Below are 13,955 nucleotides of genomic sequence, written 5' to 3'. Positions count from 1 at the left end.
GCCAATCACACAACAGGCCGGTACCACACGCTCAGGGGCATCTTCCCCTGCTATCACGTCAGTACGCAACCGCCCAGTCACACCACAGGCTCAACCAATCGCACCGGGCTCGCCCGATCAATCACTTGCCGGCCGTCCGGGGCTTCCATTGCAGGTCGTCGAGCAGCTGGTTGGTCCAGGCAATCACTTGGTCGCCGGGCATGGGGCCCGAGCCAAGCGAGCCAGCGAACGGCGCCGGAATCGTCAACGTGCGGGTGAGCGGCCGGTACTGGGCTCCCGGGTAGATGCGTTGCAATCGCATCATCAGGGATTCTGCCGGCTCAATCCCACGAATACGCACGTTCCGCCCCTGGGCGATGATTTCGGTGATACCAAGATCTCGCGCTTTGTTTCGCAGTCTGGCCACGGCGAACAGCGAATCCAGCTCTACTGGAGGCTTGCCGTAGCGGTCGGTCAGCTCGTCTCGCACATCGTCGAGATCCTGTTCGCTCCTCGCCGAGGCAAGCTTGCGATACGCCTCAAGCCGCAGCTTGTCGGAATCGATGTAATCCACCGGAATCGACGCCTCGATCGGCAAATCGATGCTGACGGCTACCGATTCCTTGCGCTCGGGCTCCTTGTACTCTTCTACCGCCTGCGAAACCATGCGCACGTACAGGTCGAAACCGACGCCTTCGATATGTCCGCTCTGCTCGTCGCCCAGCAAATTGCCGGTGCCACGCAGCTCGAGATCCTTCATCGCCACATCGAAGCCCGACCCAAGCGACGTGTTCTGCGCGATGGTCGCGAGACGGTCGTGCGACTGCTGGGTCATCGGCTTGGACGGGTCGTACAGGAAGTACGCGTACGCGCGTTCCCGTCCTCGGCCGACACGGCCACGCAGCTGATGCAGCTGGCTTAATCCGAAACGGTCGGCATGGTCGACAATCAGCGTGTTCGCGTTCGATATATCCAGCCCGGTTTCGATGATTGTCGTGCATACGAGCACGTCGATATCGCGATGCCAGAAATCGCGGATGATTGCGTCGAGTTGTTTCTCTCCCATCTTGCCGTGCGCGACGCCGATTTTCGCCTCGGGCACCAGCTGGTGGATCTTGTCTGCCGTGGCACTGATGGAATCGACGCGGTTATGCACGTAGAACACCTGGCCGCCGCGCAACAGCTCGCGCCTGATGGCCGCCGTGACCTGCGCGTCCTCGTATGGGCCGACATACGTGAGCACGGGCAGACGGTCCTCGGGCGGGGTGGCGAGCGTGGACATCTCGCGGATGCCGGTCACCGCCATTTCCAAGGTGCGTGGAATCGGCGTCGCCGACAGGGACAGGACGTCGACGTTCGTGCGCAGCGCTTTGAGCGTTTCCTTATGCTCGACGCCGAACCGCTGCTCCTCGTCGATGATCAACAACCCGAGATCCTTGAACTTGATTTTCGGGTTGAGCAGCTTGTGCGTGCCGATGACGACATCGACCGACCCGTCTTCCAGACCTTTGATGGTCTGTTTGATTTCCTTGGGGCTTTGGAAGCGGCTCATCGCGGCGACATCCACCGGGAAGCCCGAGTAACGTTCCGTGAACGTCTCGTAATGCTGTTGCACGAGCAGCGTGGTCGGTACGAGGACGGCCACCTGCTTGCCGTCTTGTATGGCTTTGAAGGCGGCTCGTACCGCAATCTCAGTCTTGCCGAAGCCGACATCGCCGCAGATCAGGCGGTCCATCGGCACCGGTTTCTCCATATCGGCCTTGACCTCGTCGATGGTGGTCAGCTGGTCGGGAGTCTCCTGGTACGGGAAGGCGTCCTCGAGTTCCTTTTGCCACGGGGTGTCCGGGCTGAACGCGAAGCCTTTGGTGCGTTGGCGGGCCGAATACAGGCGTACGAGGTCCTGGGCGATCTCGTGCACATGCTTGCGGGCTTTCGCCTTGGTCTGCGCCCAGTCGGAGCCGCCGAGTTTGTTGAGTTTGGGGGCGTCCGAGCCGATGTATTTGCTGACCTGGTCGAGCTGGTCGGTGGGAATGTACAGCTTGTCGGCGGGGGCGTTGCGTTTACTGGGCGCGTATTCGACAACCAGGTATTCCCTCGTCGTTTTCGCGCCGGCAGGGCCGATTTGGCGCTGCTGCATGCCGGTGTATCGCCCGATGCCATGCTGCTCATGAACCACGTAATCGCCGGGTTTGAGCTCCATCAGGTCGATGGCCTTGCGCCGGCGCTTCGGTGTCTTGGTTTGCCCGACGGCGCTGGAACGGCCGGTCAGGTCGCGTTCGGTGAGCAAGGCAATTCGCGCGTCCCGGTCCACGAACCCGTCGACGGCTCGCGAACGCAATACGTCAAAGCGCGTGATGCCGGTCTCGTTGACAGCTCGTTTGAGTCTGGCGAGCGTTCCTTGGGCTCCGGCGGTGATGGTCACGACGAATCCGGCGTCAATCAGCCCTTCAATACCGGTGGCGGCTTTCGACTCGTCGCCACGGTATTCTTGCGGGGAGCTTGCGCCGATGCGCACATTGCCCGGCAGGCCTGGGTCCACGCCGAAATCAGCGAGTTTCCACACCTCATCGCGCGAATAGGCGAGCGAGCTGACGGTCTCCTCGTAGTCGAGGAAACTCGCCTGGTCGAAGCTGATCGGCGCGCCTGCCCCATGGCCGCTGGCGGCGACATGCCAGCTGGCGGCGAGGAATTCGTTGGCTGTTTTCGTCAGGTCGTCCGCTGCCCGGCGCAACCGTTCCGGGTCGGAGAGCATGATGACCGCACCTTGGGGCAGCATGCGCTGCACCGGCTCCATGTTGTCGATCAGCGCAGGCATCAGGGATTCCATGCCTTCCACGGGGATGCCGTCCGCGATGGAGGCGAGCATGTCCTCGGCGTTGGGAATCTGCCCGATGAGCGATTTCGCGCGGTCACGCACCGCTTGCGTCAGCTGCAGCTCGCGGCATGGCGTCGCCCAGACGGTGTGTAGGCCATCGCCGTAGGTGCGCTGGTCGGAGGCGTGGAACTCCTTGATGGTGTCGATTTCATCGCCGAAGAATTCGATGCGGACCGGATGAGCGATGGTCGGCGGGAACACGTCGAGGATGCCGCCGCGCACCGCGAACTGTCCGCGGTCCATGACCAGATCGACGCGGGTGTAGGCGTTCTCGACAAGACGGGCCGCGGCCTGGTCGAGCGGAAGCTCCTCCCCCGCCGCAAAAACCAACGGTTCGACATCACCCAACCCGGCGACAACCGGCTGGATGAGCGAACGCACCGGCATGACCAGAACCTTAATCGGTCCAAACAGGGCGTTCCCGGGTTCCGGATGCGTCAAACGACGGAATACCGCCATGCGGGACGCGACCGTGTCTGCACGCGGGGAGAGCCGTTCATGCGGCAGCGTCTCCCAGGCCTCAAGTTCCGCGATATCCTGCGGATCGCCGTCATACCAGCTGCGAATCGCCTCAACGGCTTCCTGCGATTCCCGTCCCGAAGGCACGATGGCAACGACTGGGGCTCGCTGTGCGGTCGCCGCTGCGAGAGCCGGTCGAATGCCGGGCACGGCTTCCACATTGAGCATCGGCTCGCTGCCCTCATTCGCAGGCACGTCGACCAGTCCGTGCGACAAATCATGGAAGGACCGGTCGTGATCGAGCTGGTCGAGCAGTCCGGAAAGCGCTCCGGCGGTCGGTGCAACAGACGGAGCCGCGGGCGCGGCGGAAGCGGACGGCGCCGCGGGCGTATGCTGCTCACCGGCCATTGAACTGCTCCTGCGCGCGGCTCAGCCCAGAGAAGATAATGGTTTCAGCGGCATCGGCACCATCGGCGAGGAATTCAGGCAGCTGCTTGCGCTGGTCCGGGCCGAATCCGCCCAACACCCAGTTGACGGTGTTGTCATGCGCGTTCGGGCCTCGACGGGCATGTCCCACTCCAAGCCGCACACGCGCATAGGCATTGGTTCCAAGCGAACGGTCAATGGACTTGATACCGTTGTGTCCGCCGGCGGAACCACCTGCCTTGACTTTGATACGACCAAATTCAAGATCCATATCGTCGTGGATGACCACGACATGCTCGGGCGGAATCTGATAGTAGGAGCTGATGGATGCCACCGCAGTACCCGATTCGTTCATGTATGTGAGTGGTTTGGCGAGGAAGAACTTGATCGACTTGCCTTGCAGGTTCATCACGCCCTTGCCGAGCATCGCGATGCCCTTATGGTCGCTGAAGTTCACCGACCAGCGTTCGGCCAGGACGTCCGCCGCCATGAATCCCATATTGTGCCGGGTGCCCTCGTATTGCTTGCCCGGGTTGCCCAAACCTACCACCAGCCAGAAATCAGACGCCATGCCGTTCCTCTCCCTCATCGCCGCCGCCCGCCGCATACCGGGCGCGGCTCATCATGCAATCATTCGCTACCAGAATGGTCAATCCTACCCTCCACGGCTGACTCGCCTGCGCGGCACCGGCCTGCGATCCGCGACGGCCGAACATTCGTGACGCCCGGTATTTCAGTCGTTGTCCAGCGGCAACCACCAGTAGGACATATCAAGATACCGCGTGCCATCGAAACATGCGCGGGACAGAAAACCGTACCGTTCGAACCCGAAATGGTTCATCAGCGCGATTGAGCCCGCGTTCGACGCGAAAATCAGGGCGGTCGCGATGCGGTAACCACGCGTACGCGCCGCGTCGAGCAGCCATGCGACCACAGCCGTCCCGTACCCGCGGTGGCGGGCCCGCTCATCGACGTAATAGCTGAGTTCCACCACGCCGTCGTACGCTTCGCGCGGATGGAATTTCGACAGCGACCCGAAAGCCACGACACGCCCGGATGCATCTTCAAGCACGACCACCGGGTAGCGGTCACGCGGCTGGTGCGAATCCACCCACTGCCTGCGCTGCTCGAGGGTGCGTGGCACCAGATCGGCGGTCGAACCGCCGGCGACCACCGCTTGATTATAGATATCGGTAATCGCCTTAAGGTCGCTTTCCCTCGCGTCGCGGATGGTGACCGGTTGATGCTCAGCGGACCGTTCGCCGTTCACATTGCCTCCCTGATGTCCGTATGCCGTCGTATCCGACGCCAACGCCGGATTCGGTTCGACGATATTCCATCATGACAGCATGACCGCATGACGGCATGACCGCCGAGACGTAGGGCCGCCGACAACGCACCGCTACGCGACCCGCAACCCGCACGACATGCGACTTGCAATTCGCGACTGAGCGCCGTTACTTTGCCAAACGCTGGGACAACGCGGAAATGCCGCCGGTGAACATGTTGAGGAACCTCATGGAATCCACGGCGATCGCCACATGTGTGCACGACGCCGTCGGATCGTTGAGGCGCGTCATATCGCCGATAGTGCGGCCGCGCACACCCTGGCGGTCACCGGTCGCCAAATCCACCCGCAGCGCGATGTCGAGAGTCTGCACAAGCGTCGGATCAAGCGCGGCAGCTACAGCGAGCGGGTCATGCATAGGCGCGCCGACGGAGAATGCCGGGTCGGCTTCCTTGTTCGCTTTGATCATGAAGGAGGCGAGATCGGCGAAGAACCTGCCGACACCGCCATCGATCTGAGACCACGGCTCAGTCAGCTCCGACGGCAGCAGGCACCGATGGGTGACATCCAAGCCGATCATCGTCACATCCGCCTGGGAGCGCAATACCAGATTGGCAGACTCGGGGTCCTGCATGATATTGGTTTCGCTGACCATATCGAAGCAATTGCCCTGCTGGGTCAGGGCGCCGCCCATCATCACGAGCCGCAATTGGGGCGCGATATCAGGGGCGAGAGCGATGGCGGCGGCGATGTCGGTCAGTGGGCCGGTCGAAATCACGGTCAGGTTCTTGCCCCACTGACGGACACCGTCGATAATCGCTTTGACACCCGCAGTGTCGCCCGGCATGATCCCCATCTCGACCTTGCCATATTCGTCGGCAAGTGCGCCAAGCGCGTTCCGTCCACGCTGCGGCACCGAGTTGTCGACGGGTTGCTTGGGCAGATATCCGCCAATCGAAATGATTGGAGATGACAGTTTCGCACACACGTCAGGCTGGGCTGACTGCACCGACAGCGCCTCGTCCTGCCATGATGCCTGCCGCTGCTTCTTCTTCGCTTCCTTCTGATTTTCTCCGAACATACCGGCGGAAACCGTCCCGGCGGCGGTGAAATCGATGTTGTTCGAGGAGAAGTCGTAGACCGCGCCGTTGTACAGCACGGACGCGGTGCCGCCTGCGGTGGTTTCCATGCGCGCGTAATCGTCGATATTCAAGTCGGCGATGCCGTTATCCCCATGGAAATGGGCGCAGGCCTTGTCCGCGGCGAATCCTTCCGCCCATGAAGGGCAACGGCACCCATCCAGCACCGGAATCTTCGAACCGCCGAGGAGGTTGAGTACGTCACGCGCGTTCTGCTGCGCCACCGACTGGATGACATTGCCGTACGTGGCGACGACCGACACCAGCCGCTCAGGCGCATACGCCATCAGCAGGCCGATGGCGAGCGCGTCATCAGTGCCGGTGTCAGCGTCCAAGATGATGGGCGCGGTGATGTCCTGCGAATCGCCGGCAGCCCCTGCCTCAGCGGTGCCACCGGTGTCACCCGTCTGGTTCTGCGGATCCATGATCTATTCTCCCTCGACTGCTCGGCGGGCGTCCTGCCCGCACGAATCACATGGCGTCAGTCCCCATGATATCGCGCGCTGGACAAATTCCAACCGATGGACAGGTAAATCCGGCCAACACGCGCCGTCAGGGGCGTGATTATTGCGCGAGGAAACGGTCGGTGACGAGATTCTTGGCCTTCGGAGCGGTGCGTACCACCTTGCCGGAGGCGTCCGTGTAGGCGCCGGCGTTCGCAAGGAAGTCGAAATACTGCTGCGTGGAGACGGTGTCGTTGGTGCCGAAGACGAGTTTGCCTGAGGCGATGTCCTTCGGGTTGCCCCAATACTGGCCGTCTACGATGACATGCATACTGCGTTTGACAAAGGCGAGTTTCAGATTGGCTTCCGGGGCTTCGTCTACGAGGGTCTGCGCCGCCTTGTCGGGATGCGCGTACGCGTATTCGTACCCCTGCTGTGCGGCCTGGGTGAAGGCTTTGACCAGTTTCGGATTGTTCTTGATGGTCTTGCTGTTGGTGATGATGCCGATGGAGTCCGCATTGCCGGGCACCCCGTAGTCAGGCTCGGTGAAGCAGTTGAGCTTCGGGCCGTACATATCGGCCTGAACACCTTCCCAGGTCGCGTAGAACCCGCCGAAATCCGCTTTGCCGCTGGACAGGGTCTGGAATGTGGACGTGCCGACCGTCACCTTGTCGAATTGCCCTTTGCCGCCATCGGTTTGAATCATCTGCTTGATGACCGCGTCGGATTCGTTCGAGCCGAAGGTGGCGAAGGTTTTCCCGTCGAAATCCCGCGGGCGGGTGATGGACGTGTTCGAAGCCAGAGAACACCAGATGGCGCTCGGCTTGCGCTGCACTTGCAGCACCTGCTTGAGCGTGGCGCCTTTGAGGCTGTAGGTGGAGACATTGGTGAGATTGGACAGGGCGAAATCCGCGACACCGTTGTTGACCGACTGTTCGGCGCCCGCCTGGGCGACGGCGACGATATCGACGTCTAGACCGGCTCGTTTGAAATACCCGTTGTGTTTGGCCACATACACGCCGATATGGTTGGTGTCGGGTGCCCACGAGAGCATGAAGGTGGTTTTGGTCAGTCCGTTCGCGGATGTTCCGGCGGTGCCACACGCGCCGAGGGACGCGATTACGGCGATGGTGAGCGTGGCGGCGAATCCTGCACGGATACGGCTGATGATGGATGTTGTGGTGCGCTGCCGTGCATGGGCAGCCTGTGGCAGATGGCTCATATGATGTCCTGGATCATGACGTGTTCCGTTCTCTGGATTCGGGCGGATTCGGCAGAGAACGAACGTGAGGGCCGGCCCCGCCTGTCCCATGTCCCCGCCCGGCCGTCATGATGTCATGCGCGTTGACCACGGCCGGATGGTTTGCCACACATGGGCACGCAAGCGATGTCAAGGATATCTTCAGCCGTGGTCATCCTTGTGAGCGGGCGGTTGCATGTTGCGGACCGGACGCGGCAGACGGCGGTGGCGGCGGTGGTAGGTGTGTTGGCTCCGCTAGCTACGCAATATTCTCGGCAATATTGCGGTCGCTTTCTTCCAGCCGTCACACTGTCAGGGACGGTTCATCGCGGCAACGGCCCGGACCAGGTTTTGATCACCGATTGCGGGACACGCGAAGCGTCGAACCGGTAATGCCCGGTGACCGCCATATGCGTGCGGAACGCGAGATAATCGTTCTCCCGTTGTTTCTGTCCCATGTTGTGAATGATCAGCGGCATACCTTGCTTGTCGCGCCGGTCAGAGACGACGCCGATGTGCCGGGCGTGTTCGAAGACGACGATGTCGCCTTGTTCCCAGTCATCGCCATGGATATCCGTGCCGAGCGTCACGCCGTAGGTGCTGAAAAAGACGTCAAGCACGCCTGTGCGGCGGAAATCGATATTCGGGTCGGGTTTGGAAATCACGCGCGAGTAGGCTTGCGGCCGGGCGGTGATGTCGGCGTCGACCATGGCTTTGAGGTCGTACCCGGCGTTGGCGAACGCCCGCCAGACGACATCGGTGCAGGCGCCACGGTCGGACGGCGGATACCCGCCCTGATAGTAGCCCGTATCGTAGGTCGGCATCGCCTCGGCGTCTTTGCGGGCACCGCGGACGATATCCGTGTAATCGTCCACGCCGTTACCGTTCGCATCGACCGTACTGGTGAACGTCGGCGACGGGGACGGCAGGTTCGCGGCCTGGTTGCTGCCGGTGCCGTCTGTGTCGCCGGTTTGGCCTCGGCGCACGTACTGCGCCCACAGGAATGCCCCGGCGATCAATGCGACCACGACCAGCATCACGGTTACGGTCACCACCATCCGCCGGCTTCGCTGGTGGCCTCCGGGCTGTGTGCGTGCGCTCCCATCCATGCTGGTATCGGCGTTGATACCTGCCCTGATACCTGCATTGATATCTTCCCTGTGCTGTGGCATATTGCTCCCGTCGTGCCAAGGATATGTCACTATTGTGTCACCGGTCGGGCCTAGAGTTCGTCGGGCACGCCGACGGATGGGATTGATGGCGGGCTTGTCAGGATGTGCCGAGGCATCCTTCCGCTCGCTGCGAAGGCTGCCACTGGCTGCGCGTGGTATACGGCGGGGTGCACGGACTGGTGTGCGGTACCGCGAGGTGCCGCGTGGCTGTATGCGCTGCGCAGTGTGCCGATGTCGGACGCGAACTGCGGCGGTCTGCGGGTCCGTGATAATGGAATCAGCAACGATTGTTCCGGCCGTCTGGCACGCGGGCTCCTCACCTTACTGCGTTCCCCGGCGGCGTGTGCGCCCTGGCGCGGAAAGCAAGGTGATTATGGCTCGTCCATCACGTCAATCCCATCACTCCCGCCGATACCTGCGATGGCTGCCCACGTTCGCGGCGGTGCTGGCGATTCTCGTGATATGGCAGGTATGGGTCGAGGCCGCGCATGTACCGCAGACCGTCATGCCCTCCCCCACGCAAATCGTGGATGCGACGGTGGAAACGTGGCCGACCTTGTGGCCGGCAACCTTGACGACCCTTGAGGAAGGCGCGATCGGTTTCCTGTTCGCCGTGGCGGCGGGCATTATGGTGGGGGTCGGCTGTTACGCTTCGAAAACCTTGGATGCTGCGCTGTTTCCGCTGCTGTACGCTGCGCAGACCATGCCGCTGATTTCCATCGCCCCGCTGTTCCTGATTTGGTTCGGCTTCGAAACGAGCGGGAAAATCGTAATCGTCGCCGTATTCGGGCTGTTCCCCATCGCCGTGCAAACCATCCGCGGGCTCAGGGACGTGCCGCGCTACTACGTCGACGTCGCGCTGACCTGCGGTGCCACCCCGGTGTGGACGCTGTGGCATGTGAAGCTGCGCGTCGCGGCACGGCAGATTTTCGGCGGCATCCGCATCAGTGCTGCCTACACATTCGCAACCGCCGCCACGGCGGAATACCTGGGGGCGCGACGAGGGCTCGGCATCTGGCTGCAGGCGGCGTACAACTCCTTCCGCATGCCGCTCATTTTCTCGGCGACATTCATGATCATCGTGCTGACCTGCGTGTTGCTCATCGCGGTGTCCTTGACGGAGCGAGTGCTGCTCGGCCCCGCGGACGAGGATGAGGACCCGGACGCCGACCAGCTGTGACCGCGCCGGGTATCGCTGCAACATCGGCGAATGTACCCGAGAACGGACTTGACCAGAACGATGACGCAGTGCCAAGCTTCTGCCGACGCTGAGACTGTTGTCAGTGTCGGCAGAAGCTTGTGTAGACACTGACAACAAACACCCCGCACCGTTTGCCGACACTGACGGTTTATATGCATCGCGAAAGACCCTCTCATCGCCAAACACGCGATCGGGGCAGACTGCCCAACCGGTCGTTGTGTGAGCGAATCCTCACACAGTGGCGGGTCGAAGCGGCGCATCAGCCATTCCGAACCACTCTGACCGCCAGTATGTGAGCCAATCCTCACACAACGACAGATGAGGGCGGCCAAACAACCGTCCAGTACCACCCAACCAATCATCGTGTGAGCAAATCCTCACACGATGGCGTCCGGAATGCGTCGGCCCCGCCGCACTGATGCGTACGGCGGGGCCGAGACGGCCGTCACAGCTTGCGACGACTACTTGGTGGCCGAGGTCTTATTCTCCTCCTCGATGGCCTTGTTGATGGCGTCCTCCAACTGCTGCTGCGCCTTACCGTACGCAGCCCAGTCGCCGGATTTCATCGCGGCATCAGAATCCTTCATCGCCTGCGCGGCATCGGCAAGCGCAGACTTCAGTGCCTCGCTCTGCGAACCACTTGATGAGGACTGGCCTGTCGTTCCTGACATACCGCTGGATTTCCCGCTGTCTGCTCCGGAGGAGCCAGACGATTCCGACGACCCCGCGGAGCCGGCAGCCCCGCCATCAGACGCCGCGCGATTGTCGACATCGCCCGCATCCGCGCCTGAATTGCCGCCGAACACCTGGTCGAGTGCCTGGTCGAGTGTGTCGGCGAATCCGACCTGGTCGCCGAACGCGACGAGCACCTTCTTGAGCAACGGGAACTGGGTGGAGCCGCTCGACTGCACGTACACGGGTTCGACGTACACGAGTCCGCCACCGAGCGGCAAGGTGAGCAGGTTGCCGCGTTTGACGGTGGTAGAGCCGGATTCAAGCAGGTTGAGTTCCTTGGATACATCGGCATCCGCGTTGAAGTTGTTCTGCGCCTGGCCGGGCCCGGGGACGTTCGAATCCTTGGGCAGTTCCTGCAATCTGATGGTGCCGTAGTTCGCCCCGATCTTGCCGGCGGTAGTTCCTGCGTCGGAGTCCACGGAGAGGAAACCGGTGAGGATCTCACGTGTGGAGGTCGAGGAACCCGCCGGGATGAACGAAGATGTCAATGAGAACACCGGCGCTTTGGATCCTCCGGTCTGCAAAGTCAGATAGTAGGGCGGCTGGAGCACGTCCTCCTTCTGAGCCTGCTGTGATTCGGTCGGGTCGACCGGCGACTGCCAGAAATCCTCACCGGAGAAGAACTGGCTCGCGCTGTCCACATGGTATTTGGTCAGCAATTGGCGCTGGACCTTGAACAGGCTTTCCGGATAGCGCAGATGGCTCATCAAATCGCCGGAGATCTCGGAGATCTGATGGTAGTTGCCTGGGAAGATCTGTTGCCAGGCCTTGAGCACCGGGTCGTTCGGATCCCACGCGTAGAGGGTGACCGAGCCGTCGTAAGCGTCAACAGTGGCCTTCACAGAATTCCTGATGTAGTTGGCGTTCTGCGACCCCAGCCCCTGCACGGTCTGCGAAGTGCGGGTGGTCGAATCCTGGGTCGCCGCGCCCAGATCGGTCATCTGCGAATACGGGTAGGCATCGGATGTGGTGTACCCGTCCACAATCCATTTGACACGCCCGTCGACGACTGCCGGGTAGACGCGCCCGTCCAACGTCAGGTACGGTGCCACCGCGGCCACACGCTCCTTGGGGCTGCGCGTGTACAGGATCTGCGACTGGGAGTTGACACGGTCGGAGAACAAAATCTGGTCGGAGCCGAAACGAATCGCATACAGCACGCGCGTGAAGATGTTGCCGATACGCGGACCGCCATTGCCGTCGAAGGTGTTGGTCGCGCCCTTCGAACCGGTCGGATAGTCGAACTCCCACGATGTGGTGCCTTCGGGCGCGCCGACAATCGAGTATTCGGGCGCGTTCGGTGAGAAGTAGATGCGCGGCTCGTAATGCTCCGACTCAGTGAGCTTGCCCTGGGTGGGGATGCCGGATTCGAAGAATTTCGGCTGGCCGTCCGCCGTGACCTTGTTGCCGTAGGCCGCGACCACACCGTAACCATGCGTGTACACCGTATGGTCGTTGACCCAGTTGCGGTTGTCGTTGCCGTCAAGATTGAGCTCGCGGGCGGCGATCACCGTGTCCTGGCTGGTGCCGTCAATGGTGTATTTGTCCACTGCCAGCGTGTCGGCGAAGGTGTAATACTGCTTGGACTGTTGCAGTTGCTTGAAAGTCGGTGAGACGATTTGAGGGTCCAGCAGACGGATCTGCGCGGTGCTTTCCGCGTCGGAGCTCAGTGCACCGGACTTGCCTTCCGTAGTCGCGGCATACTGCTCGACTTTGATGTTGTCAAGCCCGTACGCCTGCTTGGTGGCGTTGATGTTGCGCTGGATGTAGGAGGATTCCGCCTCCTGCGCATTCGGGTTGACACGGAAGCGCTGCATCACCGCCGGCCAGACACCGGTCAGCACAAGCGAGATGACCAAAGTCGAAGCGACTGCAATCACCGGGACTCGCCATGCCTTGAGCGCCGCCCGAGCACGCACACCGACCGGTGCAGGCCCCTCAAGCTGGTGCGAACGCATAAGCCAGATGCCCAGCACGACGCCGAGTATGGCCGTTAACGCCGCCATGATGAAGGTGACGGGAATCGTGGCATGGACGGTGGTGTACGTAGCGCCGGTGATCCGGTCACCTTGTGCGGTAAGGCTGGAGAACACGCCAAGCACTTGGTTCACGGCCCACACGAGCATGTTGAGCATGAGCCACACACTAATCTGCCGGCGCGCATGCTTGGTGATGGCGAACAGGCCGCGGCCTTTGACCGGCATGGTCAGTCTGATGCCGCCGACCAGCGCGTGCGTGACCACGGAAAAGATGATTCCCATGAGCAGCAGCATCGCGACGGCGGACATCACAAGTCTCAAGCCTGGGAGCACGAAGACGTAGAAGCCGTTGTCGATGCCGAATTGCGGGTCTTTGGCGCCGAAGCGCTGCGCGTTGAACATGAGCAGAATCTGCGACCAGTTCGAGTTGAACTGCGAGCCGAACATGATGCCCACAATCAGGGAGACCACGACTGCGACACGCGTTGCGGTACGGGTACTCACCCCTTTGCCGATTTCGATGACATCACCGTTGATTCGTACCGTGGAGCCGTCAGCACCGCTAGGACGCGTGCGGATGGCGAGCACTGCGGCGATGAAGCTGACCAATGCCATGAGCAGCGCATAGGCGGCCCACAAGCCCACTTTCACACCGAGCTGCGTCCAGATCACACGTTGGAAGCCGAGTTGGTCGAACCACATGACATCCGTGATGAACCGGGCCAAACCGAAGAACAATCCGACGATCACGACGATGACAGCGATGATGCCAAGGGCGATTGCCGAACCGTTGTGCCTGCGCACTTTCGGCCGTTTCGCCGCGCGGCGGCCAAGCCGGGGCACCGACGTATTCCCATGCGGTGCCTGAGTGTTCCCACCGCCCTGCGCATCCCCGTCGACCTGGACGTCAACGACCTCGGGGTCGTCGTCCTTACGCCCGGAACCGCCGGGGAAGCCGAACATCATGCCGAAATCATCAAACAAAGCCATATTCCCAGCCTACCGACCGGCAAGGAACA

At 61.8% G+C, this 13,955-nt stretch carries 8 protein-coding genes; 1 reads left to right on the top strand and 7 read right to left on the bottom strand.

Annotation, left to right across the window (positions count from 1 at the left end; translation table 11 throughout):
• Positions 1 to 121: 121 nt before the first annotated feature.
• The 6 genes from mfd to CQR48_RS03880 form a co-directional block, all read right to left on the bottom strand.
• Positions 122 to 3,721, bottom strand: a complete 3,600-nt coding sequence (gene mfd, locus CQR48_RS03905) for a transcription-repair coupling factor (RefSeq protein ID WP_244898930.1) — start codon at positions 3,719 to 3,721, stop codon at positions 122 to 124.
• The gene (pth, locus tag CQR48_RS03900) at positions 3,711 to 4,310 is read right to left on the bottom strand and encodes an aminoacyl-tRNA hydrolase (protein ID WP_044092061.1); all 600 of its coding nucleotides are present in this window, start codon (positions 4,308 to 4,310) and stop codon (positions 3,711 to 3,713) included. Before pth ends, mfd begins: the two co-directional genes overlap by 11 nt.
• Positions 4,311 to 4,472: 162 nt before the next feature.
• Positions 4,473 to 5,009 (bottom strand): GNAT family N-acetyltransferase, encoded by a 537-nt coding sequence (locus CQR48_RS03895; protein WP_101452199.1) that lies wholly within the window; start codon positions 5,007 to 5,009, stop codon positions 4,473 to 4,475.
• 187 nt (positions 5,010 to 5,196) lie between these two features.
• Positions 5,197 to 6,591 carry a nucleoside hydrolase gene (locus CQR48_RS03890; RefSeq protein WP_101452069.1) on the bottom strand — a complete coding sequence of 465 codons (1,395 nt, stop codon included), beginning with the start codon at positions 6,589 to 6,591 and terminating at the stop codon, positions 5,197 to 5,199.
• A 139-nt stretch (positions 6,592 to 6,730) separates the two neighbouring features.
• Entirely contained in the window at positions 6,731 to 7,831 is a 1,101-nt protein-coding gene (locus CQR48_RS03885; protein ID WP_101452068.1) for an ABC transporter substrate-binding protein, read from the bottom strand.
• Between the two features lie 341 nt (positions 7,832 to 8,172).
• Complete coding sequence (locus tag CQR48_RS03880) at positions 8,173 to 9,021, bottom strand: DUF1287 domain-containing protein (protein WP_371836375.1); 849 nt, start codon at positions 9,019 to 9,021, stop codon at positions 8,173 to 8,175.
• Positions 9,022 to 9,394: 373 nt separating this feature from the next.
• On the opposite strand from CQR48_RS03880, the gene CQR48_RS03875 reads away from it, so the two are divergent.
• Positions 9,395 to 10,201, top strand: coding sequence for an ABC transporter permease (locus CQR48_RS03875; RefSeq protein WP_015450338.1), 807 nt, complete (start codon positions 9,395 to 9,397; stop codon positions 10,199 to 10,201).
• Between the two features lie 482 nt (positions 10,202 to 10,683).
• Here CQR48_RS03875 and CQR48_RS03870 read toward each other — a convergent pair whose 3' ends face one another.
• On the bottom strand, positions 10,684 to 13,926 hold the full coding sequence (locus CQR48_RS03870) for a UPF0182 family membrane protein (RefSeq protein WP_101452066.1): 3,243 nt from the start codon (positions 13,924 to 13,926) through the stop codon (positions 10,684 to 10,686).
• Positions 13,927 to 13,955: the final 29 nt, after the last annotated feature.

Origin of the sequence: Bifidobacterium thermophilum (assembly GCF_002846655.1) — a bacterium.
In the GTDB taxonomy this organism is placed as follows: Bacteria; Actinomycetota; Actinomycetes; order Actinomycetales; family Bifidobacteriaceae; genus Bifidobacterium; species Bifidobacterium thermophilum.
This window is presented reverse-complemented; position numbering and strand designations above follow the sequence as displayed.

Coding starts and splice junctions, on each gene's coding strand:
- CQR48_RS03875 (WP_015450338.1), top strand. CDS start 9,395: ATGGCTCGTCCATCACGTCAATCCCATCACTCCCGCCGATACCTGCGA.
- CQR48_RS03890 (WP_101452069.1), bottom strand. CDS start 6,591: ATGGATCCGCAGAACCAGACGGGTGACACCGGTGGCACCGCTGAGGCA.
- CQR48_RS03870 (WP_101452066.1), bottom strand. CDS start 13,926: ATGGCTTTGTTTGATGATTTCGGCATGATGTTCGGCTTCCCCGGCGGT.
- CQR48_RS03885 (WP_101452068.1), bottom strand. CDS start 7,831: ATGAGCCATCTGCCACAGGCTGCCCATGCACGGCAGCGCACCACAACA.
- pth (WP_044092061.1), bottom strand. CDS start 4,310: ATGGCGTCTGATTTCTGGCTGGTGGTAGGTTTGGGCAACCCGGGCAAG.
- CQR48_RS03880 (WP_371836375.1), bottom strand. CDS start 9,021: ATGCCACAGCACAGGGAAGATATCAATGCAGGTATCAGGGCAGGTATC.
- mfd (WP_244898930.1), bottom strand. CDS start 3,721: ATGGCCGGTGAGCAGCATACGCCCGCGGCGCCGTCCGCTTCCGCCGCG.